The sequence below is a fragment of the Mesorhizobium sp. ESP7-2 genome, assembly GCF_020164715.1.
Lineage (GTDB): Bacteria > Pseudomonadota > Alphaproteobacteria > Rhizobiales > Rhizobiaceae > Mesorhizobium.
Map to the genome: position 1 here is coordinate 47,642 of NZ_JAIUGQ010000036.1, position 21,589 is coordinate 69,230.

The 21,589-nt window shown below is 63.2% G+C and carries 21 protein-coding genes, 1 pseudogene and 1 riboswitch; of the genes and pseudogenes, 11 read left to right on the top strand and 11 right to left on the bottom strand.

The window, feature by feature from the left end; all coding sequences use genetic code 11:
• Positions 1-33 precede the first annotated feature (33 nt).
• Entirely contained in the window at positions 34-2,091 is a 2,058-nt protein-coding gene (gene parE, locus LB543_RS26255) for a DNA topoisomerase IV subunit B (RefSeq protein ID WP_140808728.1), read from the bottom strand.
• 237 nt (positions 2,092-2,328) lie between these two features.
• On the opposite strand from parE, the gene cpaB reads away from it, so the two are divergent.
• From cpaB to LB543_RS26305, 10 genes are all read left to right on the top strand, one after another.
• The gene (gene cpaB / locus LB543_RS26260) at positions 2,329-3,255 is read left to right on the top strand and encodes a Flp pilus assembly protein CpaB (protein WP_318013012.1); all 927 of its coding nucleotides are present in this window, start codon (positions 2,329-2,331) and stop codon (positions 3,253-3,255) included.
• 90 nt (positions 3,256-3,345) lie between these two features.
• Complete coding sequence (locus LB543_RS26265; RefSeq protein ID WP_224616240.1) at positions 3,346-4,731, top strand: type II and III secretion system protein family protein; 1,386 nt, start codon at positions 3,346-3,348, stop codon at positions 4,729-4,731.
• A 4-nt stretch (positions 4,732-4,735) separates the two neighbouring features.
• Entirely contained in the window at positions 4,736-5,005 is a 270-nt protein-coding gene (locus LB543_RS26270; protein ID WP_140760588.1) for a hypothetical protein, read from the top strand.
• Between the two features lie 33 nt (positions 5,006-5,038).
• Complete coding sequence (locus LB543_RS26275; protein ID WP_140808724.1) at positions 5,039-6,247, top strand: CpaE family protein; 1,209 nt, start codon at positions 5,039-5,041, stop codon at positions 6,245-6,247.
• On the top strand, positions 6,244-7,665 hold the full coding sequence (locus LB543_RS26280) for a CpaF family protein (RefSeq protein WP_140760592.1): 1,422 nt from the start codon (positions 6,244-6,246) through the stop codon (positions 7,663-7,665). The genes LB543_RS26275 and LB543_RS26280 overlap by 4 nt, the downstream gene beginning before the upstream one ends.
• Before the next feature lie 5 nt (positions 7,666-7,670).
• Entirely contained in the window at positions 7,671-8,636 is a 966-nt protein-coding gene (locus LB543_RS26285) for a type II secretion system F family protein (RefSeq protein WP_224616227.1), read from the top strand.
• 1 nt (position 8,637) lies between these two features.
• Positions 8,638-9,600 carry a type II secretion system F family protein gene (locus LB543_RS26290; protein ID WP_224616228.1) on the top strand — a complete coding sequence of 321 codons (963 nt, stop codon included), beginning with the start codon at positions 8,638-8,640 and terminating at the stop codon, positions 9,598-9,600.
• Between the two features lie 184 nt (positions 9,601-9,784).
• Entirely contained in the window at positions 9,785-10,258 is a 474-nt protein-coding gene (locus tag LB543_RS26295) for a hypothetical protein (RefSeq protein WP_140760600.1), read from the top strand.
• Between the two features lie 172 nt (positions 10,259-10,430).
• Positions 10,431-10,787 carry a hypothetical protein gene (locus LB543_RS26300; RefSeq protein ID WP_224616229.1) on the top strand — a complete coding sequence of 119 codons (357 nt, stop codon included), beginning with the start codon at positions 10,431-10,433 and terminating at the stop codon, positions 10,785-10,787.
• On the top strand, positions 10,760-11,605 hold the full coding sequence (locus LB543_RS26305) for a GGDEF domain-containing protein (protein ID WP_224616230.1): 846 nt from the start codon (positions 10,760-10,762) through the stop codon (positions 11,603-11,605). The genes LB543_RS26300 and LB543_RS26305 overlap by 28 nt, the downstream gene beginning before the upstream one ends.
• Here LB543_RS26305 and gcvP read toward each other — a convergent pair whose 3' ends face one another.
• From gcvP to gcvT, 3 genes are read right to left on the bottom strand one after another with little or no spacing between them, the layout of a single operon-like run.
• Positions 11,606-14,416: an aminomethyl-transferring glycine dehydrogenase gene (gene gcvP, locus LB543_RS26310; RefSeq protein WP_224616231.1), complete on the bottom strand. Its 2,811-nt coding sequence runs from the start codon at positions 14,414-14,416 to the stop codon at positions 11,606-11,608.
• A gap of 17 nt (positions 14,417-14,433) precedes the next feature.
• Positions 14,434-14,802, bottom strand: coding sequence for a glycine cleavage system protein GcvH (gene gcvH / locus LB543_RS26315; protein ID WP_140760607.1), 369 nt, complete (start codon positions 14,800-14,802; stop codon positions 14,434-14,436).
• Between the two features lie 5 nt (positions 14,803-14,807).
• Positions 14,808-15,905, bottom strand: coding sequence for a glycine cleavage system aminomethyltransferase GcvT (gene gcvT / locus LB543_RS26320; RefSeq protein ID WP_224616232.1), 1,098 nt, complete (start codon positions 15,903-15,905; stop codon positions 14,808-14,810).
• Positions 15,906-16,054: 149 nt separating this feature from the next.
• Positions 16,055-16,141, bottom strand: a riboswitch (glycine riboswitch).
• A 252-nt stretch (positions 16,142-16,393) separates the two neighbouring features.
• Here gcvT and LB543_RS26325 point away from each other — a divergent pair.
• On the top strand, positions 16,394-17,395 hold the full coding sequence (locus LB543_RS26325) for a hypothetical protein (RefSeq protein ID WP_224616233.1): 1,002 nt from the start codon (positions 16,394-16,396) through the stop codon (positions 17,393-17,395).
• Here LB543_RS26325 and LB543_RS26330 read toward each other — a convergent pair.
• From LB543_RS26330 to LB543_RS26360, 7 genes and pseudogenes are all read right to left on the bottom strand, one after another.
• Positions 17,392-17,829: a GNAT family N-acetyltransferase gene (locus LB543_RS26330; protein WP_224616234.1), complete on the bottom strand. Its 438-nt coding sequence runs from the start codon at positions 17,827-17,829 to the stop codon at positions 17,392-17,394. The two genes, LB543_RS26325 and LB543_RS26330, sit on opposite strands and share 4 nt — an antisense overlap.
• Complete coding sequence (locus LB543_RS26335; protein WP_224616235.1) at positions 17,829-18,620, bottom strand: molybdopterin-binding protein; 792 nt, start codon at positions 18,618-18,620, stop codon at positions 17,829-17,831. The genes LB543_RS26330 and LB543_RS26335 overlap by 1 nt, the downstream gene beginning before the upstream one ends.
• Before the next feature lies 1 nt (position 18,621).
• Complete coding sequence (locus LB543_RS26340) at positions 18,622-19,503, bottom strand: cytochrome b/b6 domain-containing protein (RefSeq protein WP_224616236.1); 882 nt, start codon at positions 19,501-19,503, stop codon at positions 18,622-18,624.
• A gap of 97 nt (positions 19,504-19,600) precedes the next feature.
• Positions 19,601-20,278, bottom strand: coding sequence for a DUF1345 domain-containing protein (locus tag LB543_RS26345; protein ID WP_140808705.1), 678 nt, complete (start codon positions 20,276-20,278; stop codon positions 19,601-19,603).
• 30 nt (positions 20,279-20,308) lie between these two features.
• Entirely contained in the window at positions 20,309-20,776 is a 468-nt protein-coding gene (locus LB543_RS26350; protein ID WP_224590147.1) for a YaiI/YqxD family protein, read from the bottom strand.
• A gap of 63 nt (positions 20,777-20,839) precedes the next feature.
• Positions 20,840-21,409: an S-(hydroxymethyl)glutathione synthase gene (gfa, locus tag LB543_RS26355; RefSeq protein ID WP_224590148.1), complete on the bottom strand. Its 570-nt coding sequence runs from the start codon at positions 21,407-21,409 to the stop codon at positions 20,840-20,842.
• Positions 21,410-21,475: 66 nt separating this feature from the next.
• Positions 21,476-21,589 (bottom strand): annotated as a pseudogene (locus LB543_RS26360) (S-(hydroxymethyl)glutathione dehydrogenase); the annotation flags it as partial.

Below are 21,589 nucleotides of genomic sequence, written 5' to 3' on the forward strand. Positions count from 1 at the left end.
CATGTCAGGAACGCAAGCTAAACTCGCCGGCGGCTAGATATCCAGCACTTCCGTCTCGGCGAATTCGGCGCGTTCCTGGATGAAGCGGAAGCGGGCTTCGGGCTTGGTGCCCATCAGCGCGTCGACCGCATCCTTGGTCGCCGCCTCGGCGTCGATAACATCGACCCGCAATAGCGTGCGCTTCCTCGGGTCCATGGTGGTCTCCTTGAGCTGCGCGGCCATCATTTCGCCCAGGCCCTTGAAGCGGCCGAGCTCGACCTTGCCGCGCCCGGTGAATTCGGTGCGCAGAAGCTCGTCCTTGTGCGCGTCGTCGCGGGCATAGGCGACCTTGCCGCCTTGCCTGATCGAGTAGAGCGGCGGCACCGCCAGATAGAGATGACCGCCGCGTACCAGCGCCGGCATCTCCTGGTAGAAAAAGGTGATCAGCAGCGAGGCGATATGGGCGCCGTCGACGTCGGCATCGGTCATGATGATGACGCGGTCGTAGCGCAAATCCTCGTCGCGATATTTTAAGCGCGTGCCGCAGCCAAGCGCCTGAATCAGGTCCGATATCTGCTGGTTGGCGGCCAGCTTGTCATTGCCGGCGCTGGCGACGTTGAGGATTTTTCCGCGCAACGGCAAGACGGCCTGGCTGGCACGGTCGCGCGCCTGCTTGGCCGAGCCGCCGGCGGAATCACCTTCGACGATGAAGAGTTCGGCACCTGCCGCCGCGTTCTGCGTGCAGTCGGCGAGCTTGCCAGGCAAGCGCAGCTTGCGCACCGCGCTCTTGCGCGACACCTCTTTTTCCTGGCGGCGGCGCACCCGCTCGTCGGCGCGTGCGATCACCCATTCGAGCAGCTTCGAGGCTTCCTGCGGGTTGTCGGCCAGCCAATGGTCGAACGGGTCGCGGATCGCGGTCTCGACGATGCGTATCGCTTCGATCGTCGCCAGCCTGTCCTTGGTCTGGCCGACGAATTCCGGCTCGCGGATGAATACCGACAGCATGCCGGCGGCCGAGATCATGACGTCTTCCGACGTGACGATCGAGGCGCGCTTGTTGCCGACGAGGTCGGCATAGGCGCGCAGGCCGCGCGTCAGCACGTTGCGGAAGCCGGCCTCATGGGTGCCGCCTTCGCCGGTCGGGATGGTGTTGCAGTAGGAATTGATGAAGCCGTCACCGCCGAACCAGGTCACCGCCCATTCGAGCGAGCCGTGGCCGCCTTGCTTGTCGCTCTTGCCGGCGAAGATTTCGCGCGTCACCTGGAATTCGTCGCCGAGCGACGCTTTCAGATAATCCTTGAGGCCGCCGGGGAAATGGAACTCCGCCTTGGCCGGTGTCTGATCCTTTTCCTTGATCAGGGAGGGATCGCAGGTCCAGCGAATCTCGACGCCGCCGAACAGATAGGCCTTCGAACGCGTCATTCGGTAGAGACGCGCCGGTTCGAATGCCGCGCCCTTGCCGAAAATCTGCTCGTCGGGGTGGAAGCGGATTTTTGTGCCGCGCCGGTTGTGCACTTCGCCGAGCTGCTCGAGGCCGGTCACCGGGACGCCACGCGAAAAGCGCTGGCGGTAGAGCTGGCGGCCACGTGCCACCTCGACCTCGAGATGATCCGACAGCGCGTTGACCACCGACACGCCGACGCCGTGAAGGCCGCCGGATGTTTCGTAGACCTTCGAATCGAACTTGCCGCCCGAATGCAGCGTCGTCATGATGACTTCGAGCGCCGGCTTCTTGAATTTTGGGTGCATGTCGACCGGAATGCCGCGGCCATTGTCCGTGACCGTGAGATGGCCATCGGCCGAAAGTTCGACATCGATGAAGGTGGCATGACCGGCCACCGCCTCGTCCATCGAATTGTCGATGACCTCGGCGAACAGGTGGTGCATCGCCTTGTCGTCGGTGCCGCCGATATACATGCCGGGCCGGCGGCGCACCGGCTCCAGGCCTTCGAGCACCTCGATGTCGGCGGCGCTGTAACCCTCGCTGCCATCCTTGGCCGCGGCCGGGCGCCTGGCGGCCGCTTGCACCAGCGGATCCGCCGGGCGCGCCGGCGTGCGAACCGGTTGCGGCTGCTTCTCCAGGTTGCCGAAAAGATCGTTGTTGTCGTCCATGCCTGCCATAGAGCCCAAGCTGCGAATCACCCCGTCGATACTGCCACGCTTTTCAGCGCCAAGCGACGGAGGTTCCTGTTACGTTCGGGGATTTAACCCCTCTTACCCTAAAACCATTCGATAACCAAGCAGGCGGAAATAGGTCGAATGCAACCGCACAAGATTCCCGATTCTTTAACAATGCGGACTAGCGTGAGCCCTACATAACAAGAAACGACGGGCATCAGGGGTTTCGGCGTGAGGGGCAAGGCCATAACGATGATCGGCATCGCCGCCGTTTTCGGCGCGATCTCGATCTTTGCGGCGGATTTCTGGGTGAAGAGCCAGGCCAAGGCCGATGCCCAGGAGAAAACGGCGTCGATCGCCGCTCCGGCGGCACCCAAAATCGAATTCAAGACCATCGTGGTGGCCAATGCGCCGTTGCGTTACGGCATGGAGCTCGACCGCGCCAAGCTCAGCGAAATCCCGTGGCCGCAGGATTCCCTGCCGCAAGGCGCCTTTGCCACCGTCAATGGATTGCTTGGCGAAGGCAGCCGGGTCGTGCTGTCTCCGATCGAGGTCAACGAGCCGGTGCTGCTCACCAAGCTGTCGGGACCGAACGGCCGCGCGACGCTGTCCAATATGCTGACGCCGGGAATGCGGGCGGTCACCATCCGCACCGACGAGATCGCCGGCGTCGGTGGTTTCGTCACGCCGGGCGACCGCGTCGATGTCGTGCTGACGCGTGATGCCGGCGAAATCCAGGAAGTCGCCAAGAACGCGCAAGGCGCGGCCGGTTCGACCATCACTTCGGAGATCGTCGTTGCCGACGCCAAGGTGCTGAGCGTCGGGCAAGGCGCCGACGAGCGTCAGACGACGCCGCAGGTGGCCAATTCCGTGACCATCGAGGTGACGAGCGACGGCGCGCAGAAAGTGGCGCTTGCCCGCACGGTCGGGACGCTGTCGCTGTCGCTGCGCTCCGCCAGCGAAGGCGGCGACGGCAAGAACGGCGTCACCACCATCTCTTCCTTCGGCGGATCCGTGGCTTCCAAGGCCGAGGCCGCGGCCGGCTCCTTGTTCGATGCCATCGCCAAGGAGCCAGAGAAGCCGAAATTCAAGACGGTCATCGTGACACGCGGCACGCAGGCCGAGGAATACAAGGTCCCTTCGCGGGACCTGAAGTAAAGACCGGTGGGGACCGGGCGGGACGGGATCATGGTGATGCATACCCTATATCGAATGACGGATCGGTTGCGTTTCGTGCGCGCCCTGGCGATGGCGGCTTCACTGGTCGCGAGCGGCATGCTCGCCTTCGCAGGCGCGGCCAAGGCGGACAACGACATCGTCTATGTCTCGTCGACCAAGAATGCGTCGATCAAGGTCGCCAAGGGCAAGCCCAAGACGATCATGACGAGCGCTGCCTTCTATCAGATCGTCATCGGCGATCCGGAGATCGCCAACGTCAACCCGCTGACCGACAAATCCTTCTATGTGCTGGGCAACAATCTCGGCACCACCGGCATCGCGCTGTTCGACGAGAAGAAGCAGCTCGTCGGCACCGTCGACATCGAAGTGACGCTCGACACCGACCAATTGGCGAGCACCATCCGTGCCAGCGTGCCGGACGCCAAGATCAAGGTCGGCTCGGCCAATGGCCGTGTGGTGCTTTCGGGCGAGGCGGATGACGCGGTCGCCGCCGAAAAGGCAAACAAGATCGCCACCCGCTTCTCCGGCAATGAGGAGGTGATCAATTCGGTCAATATCTCCTCGTCGCAACAGGTTCAGCTCAATGTCCGCTTCGTCGAGATCAACCGCCAGGCCGGGCAGGACCTCGGTGCGAAATACAGTGCCAATTTCGCCTACGGCTTCGGCGGTCGCGATGTCTCTCTCGATCCGGGCTCGGTGCCTGCAGCCGGCACCGGCGAGATCATCGGCCGGCTGCTGTCCAATGGCGTCTCGATCGATATCGCCATCAAGGCGCTGGAGGAGCGCGGCCTTGCCCGAAGGCTGGCCGAACCGAACCTGATCGCCCGCTCCGGCGAAACGGCGAGTTTTCTCGCCGGCGGCGAATTCCCGATCCCGGTTTCCGAAGACAATGGCAAGATCTCCGTCAGCTACAAGAAATACGGCGTCAGCCTGGACTTTACGCCGACGGTGCTGAAGGACGGATTGGTCAGCCTCGACATCGCGCCGGAAGTCTCCTCGATCGATGCGTCGGCGTCCTACAATATCGGCAACATTTCGGTGCCGGGGTTCATCGTGCGCCGCGCCAAGACCTCGGTCGACCTGAAGAACGGCCAGAGCTTCATGATCGCCGGGCTGCTGCAGTCCCAGAACGACATCACCACGTCTCGCATTCCCGGTCTCGGCAAGATGCCGGTGCTGGGGTCGCTGTTCTCGTCGAAATCCTATCAGCGGCGCGAGACCGACCTGGTCATCATCGTCACGCCCTATCTGGTGAAGCCGGTCGATCCGTCGAAGAAAATGGCTGAGCCGACCGATGGCACGCAGCCTGCCAGCAATGTCGACTATTTCCTCAACAACACCGAGGAGGTGAAGGCGTCGGACACCAACCGTGCTCTGGCGTTGGCTGACGGCAGCGCTGCCCGGAGCGCTTCCGCCACCAAAGTCGGGCATTTCCTCGACCTGCCGAAGGACTGAAGCCATGCGTCTGGTCCTGAGTTCGAGCATCGCCCTGCTTCTTGCCGGTTTGGCGAGCGGCTGCACCAGCGACGACTATGTGCGCAGCGAAGGCGTGACGACAGCCGCCGGTGAGGCGCAGGCCGCCAACACCGTCATGCAGATGGTCGACCCGTGGAAGCATGGCGTCCAGAACACGCGGCTTCTCGTGCCCGCCAAGCGCGGAACTGCCGGACCTGTCACACCCGATCAGGCGGCTGGTGCCAAGGCAGCGCAAACGACCACCGGCAACTGATCCACACGGCGATCGACCTCACAGGCGGCAAGAATGGCAAACAGCACCAAGAAGATCCTGCTCGTATCGACAGACCGGACCTTCGCGCAGGACACGAAGACGGCGTTTGCCGCCTCCGAGATCATCCAGCTCATGACGGTTGAGAAGAACGTCACGGAGCTGCGCGGCGAGGTCCAGGAGGCCGAGTTCGGCGTCGTTATCGTCGATATGGACGCGGCGAAACTGGAGGAAATCGAGTCACTGCAGCGCGTCATGCGCCGGCTCGAGGGCAAGGCACCGGTGGTCGTGGTCACCCAGGAGTTCAACGCCGCCGCCGTGCGCATCCTGGTGCAGCTCAAGGTCGCCGACTTCCTGGTCAAGCCGATCACCACTGCCGACCTCGTGCGTTCGGTCGTGCGAGCGCTGCAGGGGCCCGGGCGCGAGGAAAACACCGAGTCGCAGATCTATACCTTCATGCCCGCCGCCGGCGGCGTCGGCACCACGACACTGGCGCTGCAAACCGCGTTCCAGCTGCATCATTCGGTGACGCGCGGCGCCTCGACCTGCGTGGTCGACCTCAATTTCCAGCAAGGTGCCTGCGCCGAATATCTCGATCTGGAGCCTCGTTTCGACATCACCGAAATCGAGAACCAGCCCGAACGCCTCGACCGGCAACTGCTCGATGTGATGCTGTCCAAGCACGCCAGCGGACTTTGCGTGCTGGCCGCGCCGACGCGTCCGGCCGAGATGCGCTCGTTCAAGACCGATGTCGTGGTGCGCATGCTGGACCTCGTTTCGGCCTATTTCGACAATGTCGTCATCGACATGCCACGCACCTGGTTTCCGTGGACCGAAACGGTGCTGCTCGGCTCCAACAAGCTCTACATCGTTGCCGAGATGACGGTGCCGTGCCTGCGCCATACGCAACGGCTGATCCAGGCCGTCTACGAGACCGCCGGCAAGGAAGTGAAGCCGAACGTGATCGTCAACCGTTTCGAGCAGAAGATGTTCGACAACGGCATCAAGCAGGCGGACGTCCAGGAAATCCTTGGCGAGCATTTCGTCGGCGGCATCGCCAACAACTACCGGCTGGTGCGTGAGGCGGTCGACCGCGGCGTGCCGCTGCACGAGATCGACGCCAACGCCAATGTCGTCAACGATCTGAAGAAGATCATCCTTCCGGAAGAGGCGGTGGCGACCGCGAGCAAGTCGAAGTCGCTGTTCGGCCTCGGCAGGGGCCTCTTGAAGAGGAAGGCAGGATGACCAGCCGTTTCTCAACCCTGCAGAACCGCGACGCGCGCCCGCAGCGTCCGCCGGAATCAACACCGGTCGCGCATCATGCCGTCGTCATCCCGAGCAGCCGAAAGGCTTTGCCGGCGAAGCCGGAAGCAGCACCGGTAAAAAATGCCAACAAGGTGCTCGATGCTCGCGTGCGCATCCACCGGATGCTGCTCGAGGAGATCAACCTGGTCGCGCTGGAGCGCTTGCCCAAGGACGAGATGCGCCGGCAAGTGCATGATTTCGTTTCGGAAAAGACCCGCCAGGAGCGGATGGCGATCAACACCGCCGAACTCGACGCGCTGGTCGACGATATCGTCGACGAGATGGTCGGCCTCGGCCCGCTCGAGCCGCTGCTCAAGGATCCCGACATCAACGATATCCTGATCAACGGTCATCAGAACTGTTTCGTCGAAAAGAAGGGCAAGCTGCAGCAGGTCCATATCCCGTTCAAGGACGAGGCGCATCTGCTCAGGATCGTCAACAAGATCGTGGCCGCCGTCGGCCGCCGCGTCGACGAATCGCAGCCGATGGTCGACGCTCGCATGCTGGACGGCTCGCGCTTCAACGCAGCCATCCGCCCGGTGGCCGTCGACGGTCCGCTGGTGTCGATCCGCAAGTTCTCCAAGAACAAACTTGGCCTGCACAGGCTGGTCGAATTCGGCGCCATCACACAGAACATGGCCGAAGTGCTGGCGGCGGCCGTGCATGCCCGCAAGACGACGATCATTTCGGGCGGCACCGGCACCGGCAAGACGACGATGCTCAACGCGCTGTCGGCCTTCATTCCGGAAGACGAGCGGCTGATCACCATCGAGGACGCGGCGGAGCTTCAACTGCAGCAGCCGCATGTCGCGCGCATGGAAACGCGACCCGCCAACATCGAAGGCCATGGCGAGCTCAAACAGCGCGACCTGGTCAAGAACGCGCTGCGCATGCGTCCCGACCGGGTCATTCTCGGCGAGTGCCGCGGCGAGGAAGCCTTCGACATGTTGCAGGCGATGAACACCGGCCACGAAGGCTCGATGGCGACCATCCACGCCAACACGCCGCGCGACTGTATTTCGCGCCTCGAGCAGATGCTGGGCATGACCGGCATGCCGATGACGGTGCAGTCGATCCGCAGCCAGATCGCCAGCGCCATCGACATCATCGTCCAGCTGACCCGGCTTTCCGACGGCAAGCGAAAGGTGACCAGCGTCGCCGAGGTGACCGGCATGGAAGGCGACGTCATTCAGATGCAGGAGATATTCCGTTTCGTGCGCACCGGCATGGAGGCGGATGGCAAGATCCTTGGCTACTACGAGGCGACCGGCATACGGCCGCGTTTCCTGGAAGATCTGCGCGCGATGGGCATCGAGTTTCCCGGACGTTATTTCGAACCCGGCCGGCCGCAGGAGTAGCCGGCGTGTTGGACGGGTTCAGCGCGATCTATGTCGTCTATGCCGGGGCCGCTCTGACCGGCATCATGGTCGCCGAGGCGGTCTATCTGCTCTATGCCGGCCGCAGCGACAAGCGCACTGCCATCAACCGGCGTATGAAGCTGCAGGAAAACAAGATCAGCCAGGAACAGGTGCTGATCCAGCTGCGCAAGGAGCGCGGCCTCGACGCGGGAACGTCGCTGTTCTCGCCCGACCGGTTCCGTGCCTTGCGCACGCAGTCGGGCATGGTCATGCCGCTCTCGAAATTCCTGATGATCACCTGCGGCGTGGCGATGGCCGTGGCCCTGTTCGCCATCTCGCGCGGCTTGCCGCTGTTGATGGGGCTCATCCTGTTCGTCATGCTGGTGCCGCTGCTGCCGGTCATGGCGATGCGCTCCATGCGCAAGCGCAGGCTGAAGCGCTTCGGCATGCAGTTGCCGGAGGCGCTAGAACTGATCACGCGGGGCCTCAAGGCCGGTCATCCGGTCCCGGTGGCCATCGCCATGGTGTCGCGCGAGATGCCCGATCCGATCGGCACCGAATTCGGCGTCATCGCCGATGAGGTGACCTATGGCTCCGACCTGGTCTCGGCGCTGAATTCGTTGTTCGACCGGGTCGGCCATGAGGATCTGCCGCTGTTCGTCACCGCCGTGTCGATCCAGACCAGCTCGGGCGGCAATCTGCGCGAAATCCTCGATGGGTTGTCGACGACGATCCGCGAACGCGGCAAGCTGCGCCGCAAGGTGCGTGCCATTTCCACCGAAGGCCGCTTGTCGGCCTACATCTTGACGGCCGTGCCGGCGCTGCTCTTCACGGCCATCATGGCCATGATGCCGGGATATTACAGCGACGTCTGGGGTGTGCCGAAGACCTGGTATATGATCGGCGGCTCGGTTACCTGGCTGATGCTGGGCAATCTGATCATGTTCAAGATGTCGAACTTCAGATTCTGACATGCAAAGCGTCATCGAATTCCTCGCCTCGCTCGCGCCGACGTCGCTGATGCCGGTGGCCGTGCTGTTGCTGGCCCTGGGAGCCGCTGCGGTCGCCTGGCCGATGGTGGCGGCGAGGGGCGACCGCAACGAGGTCAAGCGCCGGCTCAAGGTCGACCACGGTCCGGTGGTGGCCAAGCCCGAACCGGTGCAGAAGAAGAACAGCGGCGTCGTGCGCGAGAAAGCTGTGAAGAAGGCGCAGGAATTCTATGCCAAGAGCGATCCGGAAAACGTCGCCCGCCTGCGTTTGAAGCTCATCCAGGCCGGTTACATGGAGCCGCGCGCCGTCGGCATGTTCTTCCTCATCCGGTTCACGGCGATGATCGGCACGGCATTCGCCGTCTTCGTGCTCAACCGGTGGATGGCCAGCCCGGACGCGACCATGACCAGCCGCTGGACCTTCATCATCCTGTCGGGCGCTGCCGGCTATTTCCTGCCGGGCCTGGTGCTGACCCAGAAAGTGCGGGAAAAGATGCGCGAATACCGCAACGGCTTCCCCGATTTCATGGACCTGATGATCGTCTGCTCCGACGCCGGAATGAGCATGGAAGCGGGCGTCGAGCGTGTGTCGAAAGAGCTCGCCAGGACCTATCCGTCGCTCAGCCAGAACCTGCAGCTCGTATCGTTGGAGCTTCGGGCGGGGCGCAGCCTCGACGACGCGCTGAAGGCGCTCGCCGATCGCCTCAGCCTGGACGAGGTACGCTCCTTCGCCACGCTCCTGCAGCAGTCGAAGGAACTCGGCACCAGCCTATCGGGTGCGCTCAGGGTGTTTTCCGATGAAATGCGCCACAAGCGCATGTCGCTGGCCGAGGAGAAGGCGCATGCCTTGCCGGCAAAGATGTCCGTGCCGGTCGTGGTCTGCATCCTGCCGGTGGTGCTGATGATCGCCGTCATTCCCATCATCGTCAAAATGACTGGTCACTAGCGGCGTCCGATACTCGCTGGGCGGGCCGCGAAAATGTTGAATGCCCGCAGCCTTCGCCCCAGTGGTTAACGGCCGGTATTTTCGGAACCGAATCTTAGCTGCATTTCGGCACCGAAGCTTAATCGCTCTGCTGTAGTGTCTTTCCCTGAAGAACGACCCGACAAATCGGGCGACGGGGCAGGGCATGCGTCAGATAAAATTTACGGCGGTGGCCACGATGGCAACCGTCCTGATGATCACCGGGTGCACGACGAACACCAACGTCGATACGACCAAGACCACCGCGATCCAGCCGGCGGCCAAGGACGTCGACACATCCGACCTGGCGGAAGGCAAGGCACAGTTTCGCGATGCCAATTATGGTCTTGCCGAACAGCATTTCCGCAAGGCAGTCGAACTGAAGGCCGACAACGCCGAGGCCTGGATGGGGCTCGCCGCTTCCTATGACGAACTCGGCCGCTTCGACTTCGCCGACCGCGCCTATGGCCAGCTTTTGAAAGTCGCCGGCCGCAAACCGCGGATCGTCAACAATATGGGCTATTCGCAATTGTTGCGCGGCAACAAGAAGAAAGCCAGGGCGCTGCTGCTCGAGGCGAAAGCCGGCATGGCCGATCCCACGGTCGTCGACGCCAACCTCGCCCTGCTGAACAAGGGCTGATGCCGTTTGATCCTCGGCCGGCCAGGGGTGCGGTTTCGGGACAGGTGGCATCGACGCTTTGTAAACCCTATCCGCAGGTTGGGCGGACAGATCGCCTGAAAACCATGTCCGAGGGCTGCCGCCGACCTAGAATGCGGCGCAACCGCCGACGCTCGAGAGGCCTCCGCCCGATATGCTGGATTTCAGTTCGCTCCTGCTCGCAGCCGCGCTGTCGGGCATCTGTCTCAGCGTCACCATGTTCGCGATCTGGGCCACCGCGCCGCGGGCAAGATTCGTGCTGACGGTGGCATGCGGCATTCTCGTGCTCGTCGCGCATGTGATCCTGTTCTGGCGCTACACAAGGGAGCCCGATCCGCTGCTTTGCCAGATCGCGCTGGCGCTGCTCAGCCTGGGTTTTCTGATCATCTGCATTTCGGCCATGCAATATCTCGGTGTGCCGGACCACAGGCGTGCGATTGCGCCGACGCTTGCCGCCATGGCTGTCTGTGCGGCCGTGACCTCATGGGCCTTGACGGCATCGGTTTCGTGATCACCTACGCGACGGTTACCGCGCTGCTTTCGACGATCGGGGCCATGTTCTGGATCAATGGCAGTCACGATCGCCGCATCCTGCTGGTGGTGTCGTTCCTGAGCGGCACTTGTGGGCTGTCGTTTGCCCTTTGCGGCGTGGTTCTGATGGCCAAAGGACAGTGGACGCTCGGTGTCGCGCCCGACAATTGGGCCGAGCGCCTCAACTCGGTCGTTGCGGTGGCCTGTATGACCGGCCTCGGCGCGTTGACGCTTTCGCTCCATCATCTGCAGGCGCAGATCGAGCTCAAGGCTGAGACCATGACCGATCCGTTGACCGGACTGATGAACCGTCGGGGCCTGACGTCGCTTTATGGCGAGCGCACCTTCAGCCCGTTCATGGCGATCGTCATGTTCGATCTCGATCACTTCAAGCGGACGAACGACATCTATGGACACCCGGTCGGGGATCAGGTCCTGTGCCGCTTTGCCGCCGTCATCAGGAAATATGCCAGGACCGGGGTCGACGCCTTTCGTTTGGGCGGCGAGGAGTTCGCAATCGTCATGTCGCGCATGACGGACGAGCGGGCCTATGATCTTGCCAGCAAGATCGGTGTTGCTTTCGGTACGGAAGTCGTGCCCACCCCGCTCGGCCACTTGCGCAGCACGGTCAGCGGCGGGATCGGGTTCGGCGAAGCCGACGGCAGCACCCTCGACGAGGTGCTGGCCAGGGCCGACACCATGCTCTATGCCGCCAAACGCGCGGGGCGAAATTGCGTCATCAGTCGCAAGAGGATGGGCAAGGCCGACCCAGTCAAGCCGGCCTTGCGCTCTGCGTAGCTATTCGGCAGCACCCAGATAGTCCGACAGCGGCGGGCAGGAGCAGACCAGGTTGCGGTCTCCCGCGACATTGTCGATGCGCGATACCGGCGGCCAGTACTTTGCCGCTGTGTCGGCGTCGCCGGCGGGATAGGCCGCTTCGAGGCGCGAGTAAGGGTGGGTCCATTGACCGGCCAGCGCCTCGGCTGATGTATGAGGCGCGTTGACCAGCGGATTGTCGGCCAAAGGCCATTCGCCCCTGGCCACTTTCGCCGCCTCGCCGGCAATGGCGATCATCGCCTCGCAAAACCGGTCCAACTCGCGCTTGGGCTCGGACTCGGTCGGTTCGACCATCAGCGTGCCGGCGACCGGGAACGACATGGTCGGCGCGTGGAAACCATAGTCGATCAGGCGCTTGGCGATGTCTTCGACACCGATGCCGGCGCTCTCCTTGAGCACGCGGGTATCGAGGATGCATTCATGGGCGACACGATCGCTCCTGCCCTTGTAAAGTAGCGGGAAGTGCGGGGCGAGCCGCGTCGCCACATAGTTGGCGGACACGATCGCCGTCTCGGTCGCCTGCTTGAGGCCGGAAGCGCCCATCATACGGATGTACATCCAGGTGATCGGCAGGATGGAAGCGCTGCCGAAGGGGGCGGCGGCCACGGCATGCGCCGAGCCTTCGCTGACATGGCCGGGCAAATAGGGCTTCAGATGCGCCCTGACGCCGATCGGACCGACGCCGGGGCCGCCGCCGCCATGCGGGATGCAGAAGGTCTTGTGCAGGTTCATGTGGCAGACGTCGGCGCCGATGTCGCCGGGACGGGCAAGCCCAACCAGGGCGTTGAGGTTGGCGCCGTCGAAATAGACCTGTCCGCCATGCTCATGGATGAGCGCGCAGAGGTGGCGCGCGCCTTCCTCGTAGACGCCATGCGTGGAGGGGTATGTGAACATCAGCGCCGCGAGATTCCTGGAATGCTCGTTGGCCTTGGCGCGCATATCGTCCATGTCGATGTTGCCGTCTTCCAGGCAGCGCACGACCACAACGCTCATGCCGGCCATCGCGGCACTCGCCGGATTGGTGCCATGCGCGGAGGAGGGGATCAGGCAGACAGTGCGATGGCCTTCACCGCGCGAGCGATGATAGGCGCGAATGGCGAGCAGCCCGGCATATTCGCCCTGGCTGCCGGCATTGGGCTGCAAGGTCACGGCGTCGAAGCCGGTGATCTCCGACAGCCAGCTTTCCAGTTCGCCGATCATGGCGCGGTAGCCGGCCGAATGCGTTGCGGGCGCGAAGGGATGCAAATTGGCGATTTCCGGCCAGCTCACCGGCATCATTTCCGCCGCGGCGTTGAGCTTCATGGTGCAGGATCCCAGCGGGATCATGGCGCGGTCGAGCGCCAGGTCCTTGTCGGCCAGCCGGCGCAGGAAGCGCATCATCTCGGTCTCCGACTTGTTCTCGTGGAAGACCGGCTGGGTCAAAAACTCCTTGCCGCGCGGCTTGCCGGGCACCGTGCTGTCGGCGGCAGAAGCGGCTTTGGCGTCGAACAGGGCCGCGATCGCCTCGAGATCGGCATCGGTCGACGTCTCGTCGAAACTGATCCCGACATGGTCGGCGTCGAGCACACGCAGCAGCCTGCCGGTCTTTTCGGCGGCGGCCGCGATCCGGGTGGCCTTGCCTTTGACCTCCACCGTCACCGTGTCGAAACGGCTGGAGCCGAGCACCGATACACCCGCCCCCTCGAGGCCGCTCGCCAGGCGGTTGGCCAGCGCATGGATGCGCCCGGCGATCGCCTGCAGGCCAACCGGGCCATGCCAGATGGCGTAGGCGGTGGCCATATTGGCAAGCAGCGCCTGCGCCGTGCAGATGTTGGACGTTGCCTTGTCGCGGCGGATATGCTGCTCGCGTGTCTGCAAGGCGAGGCGGTAGCCGGGACGGCCCATGCTGTCGGTCGACTGACCGACCAGGCGGCCGGGCATCAGCCGCGTCAGTCTGTCGGCGACGGCGCAATAGGCGGCGTGCGGGCCGCCAAAGCCCATCGGTACGCCAAAGCGCTGCATCGGGCCGACGGCAATGTCGGCGCCGAGTTTCGCCGGCGCGTCGGTCAGCGTCAGGCCAAGCGGGTCGGCGATGAAGACGACAAGGGCGCCGGTGGCGCGCGCTTTTTCGATCGCCGCCTTGTGGTCGCCATAGACGCCAAAAGTATCCGGCCAGGAGACGAGCAGGGCGGCGGTGTTGTCGTCGATCGCCTCGCCGTCGATCTCGATGCCGAGTGGCTCGGCGCGGGTACGCACCACGTCCAGCGTCTGCGGGTGCGGCGTGCCGGCGAGCGCCACCTTGGTGCGCTTGTCGCGGTGGTGGCGCAGCGCAATGCCGACCGCTTCGGCGACCGCGGTTGCCTCGTCGAGCAATGAAGCCGATGCCACCGGCAGGCCGGTCAGTTCCGTGACCAGCGTCTGGAAGTTGAACAGCATTTCGAGCCGGCCCTGGCTGATCTCGGCCTGGTAAGGTGTGTAAGCGGTGTACCAGGCTGGATTCTCGAACAAGTTGCGCTGGATGACCGGCGGCACGTGGACGCCGTGGTAACCGGCGCCGATAAAACTCTTCAGCACGGTATTCCTTGCCATGATCGTCGACAATTCGGCGAGCGCTTCGGCTTCGCTGGCCGGCGCGGGCAGGGCCAGCGGGTGGTCGAGGCGGATCGATCTCGGCACGGCCTGACTGATCAGCGTCTCGACCGAGGGAACACCGAGGACGGCGAGCATGGCTCTGACGTCGGCAAGGCCGGGGCCGATGTGACGGGCCGAGAAGGGGTAAGGTGCAGCGGTCATGTCAATGCGTCCTGATATCAGCCAATATGGGCTTTGTAGGCGGCCTCATCCATGAGGCTGGCGAGTTGGCTTTCGTCGGCGAGCTTCATCTTCCATAGCCAGCCGGCGCCGGTTGCCGCCGAGTTGACCAGCGAAGGGTCGGATGACAGCGTGCCATTGGCCTCGGTGATCTCGCCGTCGACCGGCGCGTAAACGTCGGAGGCCGCCTTGACGGACTCGACCACGACGGCGGTATCGCCCTTGGCGAGCTTCTTTCCCGTTTCTGGCAGTTCCACGAAGACGAGGTCGCCGAGTTGCTCCTGCGCGTAGTTGGTGATGCCGACGGTGGCGACGCCGCCCTCGACGCTGAGCCATTCGTGATCGGCGGTGAAATAGATCTTTGCCATGGGGTCTATCCTTTGCGGTAGCGATGAGGGGTGAAGGGCAGGGAACTGATATCGACGGGGATCTTCGTGCCGCGCACGTCGGCGAAAACCCGTGTTCCGGGCTTGGCCAGCGGGGTGGCGACATAGCCCATGGCGACCGGATGGCCGGCGGATGGGCCGAAGCCGCCCGATGTGATATGGCCGGCAGGGTTGCCGTCGGCATCGAAAAGGGTTGCGCCCGCTCGTACCGGCTGGCGGCCATCGGCCTTCAACCCGACGCGCTTTTGCGCCGGACCCCGCTCCACGGCGGCGCGCAACGCGTCGGCGCCGATGAAGGTGCCGGAAGCACGGATCTCTTTCGGGATTGCCCACATCAGCGCCGCCGCGGCCGGGTCGATCTCCGGCGATATGTCCTGACCATGCAGGCAGAGGCCGGCTTCGAGCCGCAGGCTGTCGCGCGCGGCAAGCCCGATCCACAGTACGCGCTCGTCCGCGAGCAGTTTGGCGACGAGTTCTCTTGCATCGGCTTCCGGCAGGCCGATCTCGAAACCGTCCTCGCCGGTATAGCCCGACCGGCTCATGAACCAGTTTTTCCGCGGCTCGATGCCATGCATGAACAGCAGCGAGCCCGTCTCGAGGCCGGCGCGGGATAGTGCCGCCCAGGCTTCCGGGCCTTGGATCGCCAGGAAAACACGGTCGAGCGGCTCGACCTTCACATCGAAATCGGCTGCCAGCGCGCGCAGATGCTTTTCGTCGGCGACGGCATTGCCGGCGTTGGCGACCAGCATGAACCTCGTATCGCCGAGCCGGGTGACGATCAGATCATCCAGAATGCCGCCCGCCTCATTGAGGAAGAAGGTCAGCTTGGATTGTGAGATTTCGAGCGCGCCGGCATCTAGCGGGCAGGCGCGGTCGAGCAGCGTGACGGCATCCGGCCCGCTGACCTCGAACAGCTTCATGTGCGAGATGTCGAACAGGCCCGCATGTTCGCGGGTGTGAAGATGCTCCTTCATGACGCCGGCCGGATAGGTCAGCGGCATCGACCAGCCTGCAAAGGCGCCGAAGCGCGCACCGGCCGCTGTATGGATATCTTCGAGGGGAAGGTGTTTGTCGTCGCCCGTCATGTCGTCTCCAGAGTCGCACGCAATCGGTCGCTGATGGCGACCAGTCCGTGCCCCTCTGTCTGAAGCCTGAGAGACTCGCGCAGCCGGAACTCTGTCAGCGGCGCTTACACCTTCGGCGCGGGGGCAAGCCCCGACTTTCCAGAGTGTCTTTCCCGTCTACGGTTCTTTTGCCTGAGAGATTTCGGGCGATTTCCCCTTCGGCGGCAGCTCTCGCTGCTCTCTCCCGCAAACAGGTAGGACTCAAACCCTGAGCCCTCGACGCGCCATCCATAGCCCGTCGGCGACACCTTGTCACCTCCCAGCGACATCTAAGCGCGTCGCGCTTTAGATCTTTGTGTTGATGCATGTCGTTCTCCCAAAACCGCTGCACACTTTTGGGCGACATGCATTGGCTGACAAGTCTTCGCTAACCACGCCATTTGGCGGTTTTTCAAGACACTCCTGATATAGCAGGCCGATGTGACGCGTTGGGCGGACGGAGACGACGGATGGGCGAGTTGATCATGAGTGCGCCGGTGGCGGGGCTGACGTCGAAGAACCGCATTGCTTCGGAGGATGTGGCGATGCTGCGCCGCGACGTGTTCGCGGACGGCGTGGTGACCCGGGGCGAAGCCGAGGCCTTGTTCGCGCTCGACCAGACGGCGCGGGACAAGTGCGCGGAATGGGCACCGTTCTTCGTCGAGGCGGTCACCGACTACATCGTCCGCCAGGAAAAGCCCTCGGGCTACATTTCACAGGAAAATGCCGACTGGCTGGTCCGCACGATTTCGCGCGACGGCATGGTCGACAGCCGGACTGAACTCGAATTGCTGGTCCATGTGCTGGAAGAGGCGAAATCCTCGCCGAGCCGGCTTTGCGTCTACGCGCTGGAGCAGGTCGCCAATGCGGTCGTCGACGGCAAGGGACCGCTGATGCTCGGCGGTGCGCTGGTGCCCGGATTGATCGCCAAGGCAGAAGTCGAGCTTCTGCGCCGTATCCTCCATGCCCATGGCGGCGACGGCAACATCGCCATCACCCGGGCCGAGGCCGAGGTGCTGTTCAGGATCAACGAGCGGACAGCCCAGGCCAACAACGATCCGTCCTGGAACGACCTGTTCGTCAAGGCGATCGCCAATTTCGTCATGTGCTCGGCCGGTTACGAGGCGCCCACCCGCGACGTGGCGCTGCGCCAGGAAACCTTCCTCGATCACGCCGATCCGGAAATCGGCGGTTTCTTCAGCCGCATGGTCTCCGGCGGCCTCGCCGGCATCATCGAGGCCTACCGGTCTCCTGACGATATCGAGACCGAATGGGAAGCCAAGAACAGGGCAGCCGAGGCGCTGGCCCGCCGCGCCGAGACGATCGATGCCGGCGAAGCCAAATGGCTTGTCGGACATATCGGCGTGAATCGGCCTTTGTACGAGAATGAACGTGCGCTGCTGACATTGATCAAGCATGCCTCGCCGGAGATTCATCCGGCGCTGAAGCCGCTGCTCGACAGGGTGGCCTAAGCCGCGCCGTCTGCTGCTATCGTTCTGCAAAGAATGATATTGGAATGGCCTTCGGGCCATCCCGCGAGTTCCGCCATGCGCTCGAAGCCGGCTTTTTCATACAGGCCTGGCGCCTGGAAGTCGTGGCTGGAGACCCAGATCTTCTTGACGCCGCGATCCACGGCCTCCGCGACAAAAGCCTCGAGCAACTGCCTTGCATAGCCGCGACCGCGATAACACTCGTCAATCCACATCAATGTGAGTTCGGACGTGCCAGCCCAGGAGTAGCCGGCGGCTACTCCGATCGCGTGTCCCGCATCATCGCGGATGACAAAGACCAGCCCTCGGTCGTCGTCGCGGTCCGTTACACGCCGGTTGTCACGATGAAGACGCTCCTCGAGCGAACTCAATTCGACTGGAGACAGGTCGTGCTCGGCCGCAATGCGAGCGTCCATCAAATCCCGCCGTACCAGTCGTAGCCATTGTCTTCCCAATAGCCGCCGCGGCCGCCGCCGACATTGACGAAGCCGTCGACCAGTTCGATCTTGTAGAGATATTTCGGCATCTTGTAGCCGAGCTGACGTTCGACGCGGACACGCAGCGGCGCGCCGTTCTCGACCGGCAGCGGTTTGCCGTTCAGGCCATAGGCAAGGATGGTCTGGGGGTGGCGGGCATCGATCAGGTCGATGGTGCCGTAATATTTGATGTCGCCGGACAGGCTGCGGTCGATCGTGTCGAGGCAGTGGAACATGACATAGCGCGCCTGCGGCTTGACCACCGCCTGGTCGAGCACCAGCGCCAGCGGCGTACCGGTCCATTTGGCGATGCAGCTCCAGCCTTCGACGCAATCGTGGCGGGTAATCTGGGTGCGGCTCGGCATGTTCATGAGCTGCTCGCGGGTGAGCGACAACGGCTTTTCGACGAGGCCTGACACCTCCAGACGCCAATCGGCGAAGTTGTTGGTGAGCAGGGCTTTGTATGTGTCGTCATCCGGCGCGGTCACGCCGTTTGGCCGCATTGGCTGACGGATGTCGGCCTCTGTGAATTCCGGCGCCAGCGAATTGCCGCCGCCGAGCAACCGTTGTGCCTTGTGGGTCAGGCCATTGGCGTTTTCGAGGAAACTGCGCAGCCCGCTGCCGATGCTGAGCTGGCTGTCGAAGGCGTCGCAGCCCGACAGCATGATGCCGGAAGCGCCGAGGCTGGCGGCGGTGAGGAATTTTCGGCGGCTGATCTCAAATTTCGCCATGTCAGACACTCCTCTCGGACGTTTTGGAGTCATGCGCGGGAGGATCGGTGCGGTACCAGCCGGTGATGATCGAGCGCAGTTCGTTGATCGGGCCGGCGGCAAGGATCATCAGGATGTGGATGACGAAGAAGGCGACCAGCAGAACCATGACGCTGAAATGGATGGTGCGTGCGGTCTGCCGGCCGCCGAGCAGATCGTTGAGAAACGGCAGCACCGAATCCATGCTCGGCGACATGGCGAGACCAGTGATGATCATCAGCGGCAAGAGCACGAACAGCACGCCGCCATAAGCCATTTTCTGCAGCGTGTTGTACTCGCGCGTGTGATGGAATTTGAGCCTGGCGTGGTTGGCGATGTCCTGTGGCAAGCGCTTGAGGTCATCCAGGCGCGGCGCCAGATCGCGGCGGATGTGGCCGTTGATCAGGCTGGCGACCAGCCAGACGATCAAGGTCGTCGTCAGTATCCAGGCAAAGAAGAAATGGATGACACGGGCGGTACCGAGGTCATAGTAGGAGGGGATCGTCGCCCAGGATGGGAAACCGCGCGCCGTCTCGTTGCCTGTCGGACCCGACCAGCCGAGGACACCTGTCGTGTCGAAACGGTGCCCGAAGATTTCGGTATAACCGCGCGGCCCGGCATTGGTGTTTTCGGCGCCTATGGCGAAAATGGTGTTGTTGTAGCCGAAGCCGGATTGCTTGCCGATGTAGAGCTGCGGCCGGGCATTGAAGATCTGCAGGCCGGAAAGAAGCATGAAAAACAACGAGATGGCCCAGAGCCAGTGTGTCAGCCGCGTCCAGCGCGACTGGCGATAGATCAATGTTTTCTCTTTTGAAGCGGGGACACCCGGTTCAATTTCGGATTGGCTTCTGGCAACCGATTCCATCTTGTCTGGTCTCCCGGCCTTGCGGCTTGGCCTGCGCGTTCATTGTCCTCCTGATACGTCGCGATCCAAACCGATGTTTCATCGGATCACGGATTTATTACGAACCACCCAGGCTGACGGCAAGATTGACGGCCGCGGCGACGATGACCGTGTTGAAGAAGAACGACAGGACCGAGTGCACAAGCACGACACGACGCATGTGCGTCGTCGAGATGTTGGTGTCGGCGGTCTGCGCCGTCATGCCGATGACAGTCGAGAAGTAGAGGAAATCCCAGCCCTCGGGGCGTTTGTCGCCCGGGAACAGCAGGCCACCGACCGGGATCTTCTTGTTGGTGTCGGTGTCGACCGCGTCGCCGTCCATCCAGTAGACATGGGCATAATGGAGCGCCGCCATGGCATGGATTGTGAACCAGCCGAGCGGGATCGACAGCAGTGCGAAGCCGAGTTCGATCGGGTGACCTCCGTCCTTCCGATTGATCAGCAGGAACAGGGAGATAACGGCAACGCCGACGACAACGAGCGTCACAGCGAAGATGACCAGCACCGGCTGATCGGTGGCGCGTGCATTCTTGCTGAGATATTTGCCGGTGAGTTTGGGCATCTGGCTGACGACAAGAATGACGTAAGCGGCGAAAAATGCGTTGGCGCCGATCGAGTAGGCGAGCGGGGCGTGCAGCAGCAACGCCACGAGCAGCGCAAACGCACCGATACAAGCCGAGACTGCGAACAGCATATGGCGCTGCATCGGATTCTTGACCGGGGTTTCGGCGGCCATGGCGGTCTCCACCTGGATGGCGCTTTGTTGCTAGCTTGGTGTGGCGGATTTCAGCGCCCGCCGCAAGATACGGTCGAGTTCGCCGAGGAAACGCGAGCGGTCCTGCGGCGCAAAACTGGCGTTGTAGCCCTTGCTTTCGCCGGTTTCGCGTAGATGCTGCTTGAGGTCCCGCATCGCCACCGCCATGCCGATCGTCTCGGGTGTGAAGGGCCGCCCGGTCGGTCCCAGCACATGCGCGCCGAGCGCCACCGTGCGGGCGGCAAGCGGAATGTCCGCCGTCACCACGATGTCGTTGGACTTGGCGTTCTCGACGATCCAGTCGTCAGCGGCATCGGCGCCCTTGGAGACCACGACATTGCGGATCATCGGGTCGCGGGAAGGGCGCAGGCCGCCATTGGAGACGTAGGTTACGACAATGCCATGGCGCTCGGCGACCTTTTCTACCTCGGCCTTCACCGGGCAGGCGTCGGCGTCGACGTAGATGGCGGGTGCGGGCATTGTTTCTCCAGAAAACGCGCAGGGACCGGAAACATGTCCGGCCCCTGCCTGATCTCATAGCGGTCAGGCCGGCAAAGCGCCGGACTTCTTGGCCGTCCAGGTGGCGATGTAGTCCATCAGGCCCGGGTTGAGGCAATCGTAAGGCTCCAGGCCGATTGTCCTCAGCCTGCCGCGAATGCCGTCCATCCGGCTCGGGTCGACACCCGATTCGATGATCGACGAGACAAAGGCGGTGAAGCCCGGAGGCGACCAGCCGTCTTCCTCGAAGCGCTCAGGGTGGATGAAGGACAGGCCCTTGAACGGATGGTCGCGCTCGACCGGTCCGTGCATGTGGACGCCGCATTGGGTGCAGGCATGACGCTGGATCAGCGCTGACGGGTCGACCACCTTCAGCTTGTCGCCATTCTCGGTGACGGTGACATCGCCGGTACCGGCAACCGCTACCACAGAGAATATAGCGCCTTCGGGCTTCCAGCATTTGGTGCAGCCGCAGGCGTGGTTGTGGGCGATCTGGCCCTTGACCCTCACCTTGACCGGGTTGCTGGTACAGGCGCAGACCAACGTGCTGCCGGCAAAGCTTGCGCTTTCCCTGGGCAGGCCATTGTCGATTTTCGGATGCAGTTTCTCCGCCATTCTTACTTCCTCCCATGTTTCACCACAGAGGTCGCTGGCCGGTTGGCTGGCGGCGTGTGGCCGTCTTCAGTAAAGCACGACACTCCGGATCGACTTGCCCTCATGCATGAGGTCGAATCCCCTGTTGATGTCCTCGAGCTTCAGCGTGTGGGTGATCATCGGGTCGATCTGGATCTTGCC

Coding starts and splice junctions, on each gene's coding strand:
- parE (WP_140808728.1), bottom strand. CDS start 2,091: ATGGACGACAACAACGATCTTTTCGGCAACCTGGAGAAGCAGCCGCAA.
- LB543_RS26265 (WP_224616240.1), top strand. CDS start 3,346: ATGGCGGCTTCACTGGTCGCGAGCGGCATGCTCGCCTTCGCAGGCGCG.
- LB543_RS26270 (WP_140760588.1), top strand. CDS start 4,736: ATGCGTCTGGTCCTGAGTTCGAGCATCGCCCTGCTTCTTGCCGGTTTG.
- LB543_RS26275 (WP_140808724.1), top strand. CDS start 5,039: ATGGCAAACAGCACCAAGAAGATCCTGCTCGTATCGACAGACCGGACC.
- LB543_RS26280 (WP_140760592.1), top strand. CDS start 6,244: ATGACCAGCCGTTTCTCAACCCTGCAGAACCGCGACGCGCGCCCGCAG.
- LB543_RS26290 (WP_224616228.1), top strand. CDS start 8,638: ATGCAAAGCGTCATCGAATTCCTCGCCTCGCTCGCGCCGACGTCGCTG.
- LB543_RS26295 (WP_140760600.1), top strand. CDS start 9,785: ATGCGTCAGATAAAATTTACGGCGGTGGCCACGATGGCAACCGTCCTG.
- LB543_RS26300 (WP_224616229.1), top strand. CDS start 10,431: ATGCTGGATTTCAGTTCGCTCCTGCTCGCAGCCGCGCTGTCGGGCATC.
- LB543_RS26305 (WP_224616230.1), top strand. CDS start 10,760: ATGGGCCTTGACGGCATCGGTTTCGTGATCACCTACGCGACGGTTACC.
- gcvP (WP_224616231.1), bottom strand. CDS start 14,416: ATGACCGCTGCACCTTACCCCTTCTCGGCCCGTCACATCGGCCCCGGC.
- gcvH (WP_140760607.1), bottom strand. CDS start 14,802: ATGGCAAAGATCTATTTCACCGCCGATCACGAATGGCTCAGCGTCGAG.
- gcvT (WP_224616232.1), bottom strand. CDS start 15,905: ATGACGGGCGACGACAAACACCTTCCCCTCGAAGATATCCATACAGCG.
- LB543_RS26325 (WP_224616233.1), top strand. CDS start 16,394: ATGGGCGAGTTGATCATGAGTGCGCCGGTGGCGGGGCTGACGTCGAAG.
- LB543_RS26330 (WP_224616234.1), bottom strand. CDS start 17,829: ATGGACGCTCGCATTGCGGCCGAGCACGACCTGTCTCCAGTCGAATTG.
- LB543_RS26335 (WP_224616235.1), bottom strand. CDS start 18,620: ATGGCGAAATTTGAGATCAGCCGCCGAAAATTCCTCACCGCCGCCAGC.
- LB543_RS26340 (WP_224616236.1), bottom strand. CDS start 19,503: ATGGAATCGGTTGCCAGAAGCCAATCCGAAATTGAACCGGGTGTCCCC.
- LB543_RS26345 (WP_140808705.1), bottom strand. CDS start 20,278: ATGGCCGCCGAAACCCCGGTCAAGAATCCGATGCAGCGCCATATGCTG.
- LB543_RS26350 (WP_224590147.1), bottom strand. CDS start 20,776: ATGCCCGCACCCGCCATCTACGTCGACGCCGACGCCTGCCCGGTGAAG.
- gfa (WP_224590148.1), bottom strand. CDS start 21,409: ATGGCGGAGAAACTGCATCCGAAAATCGACAATGGCCTGCCCAGGGAA.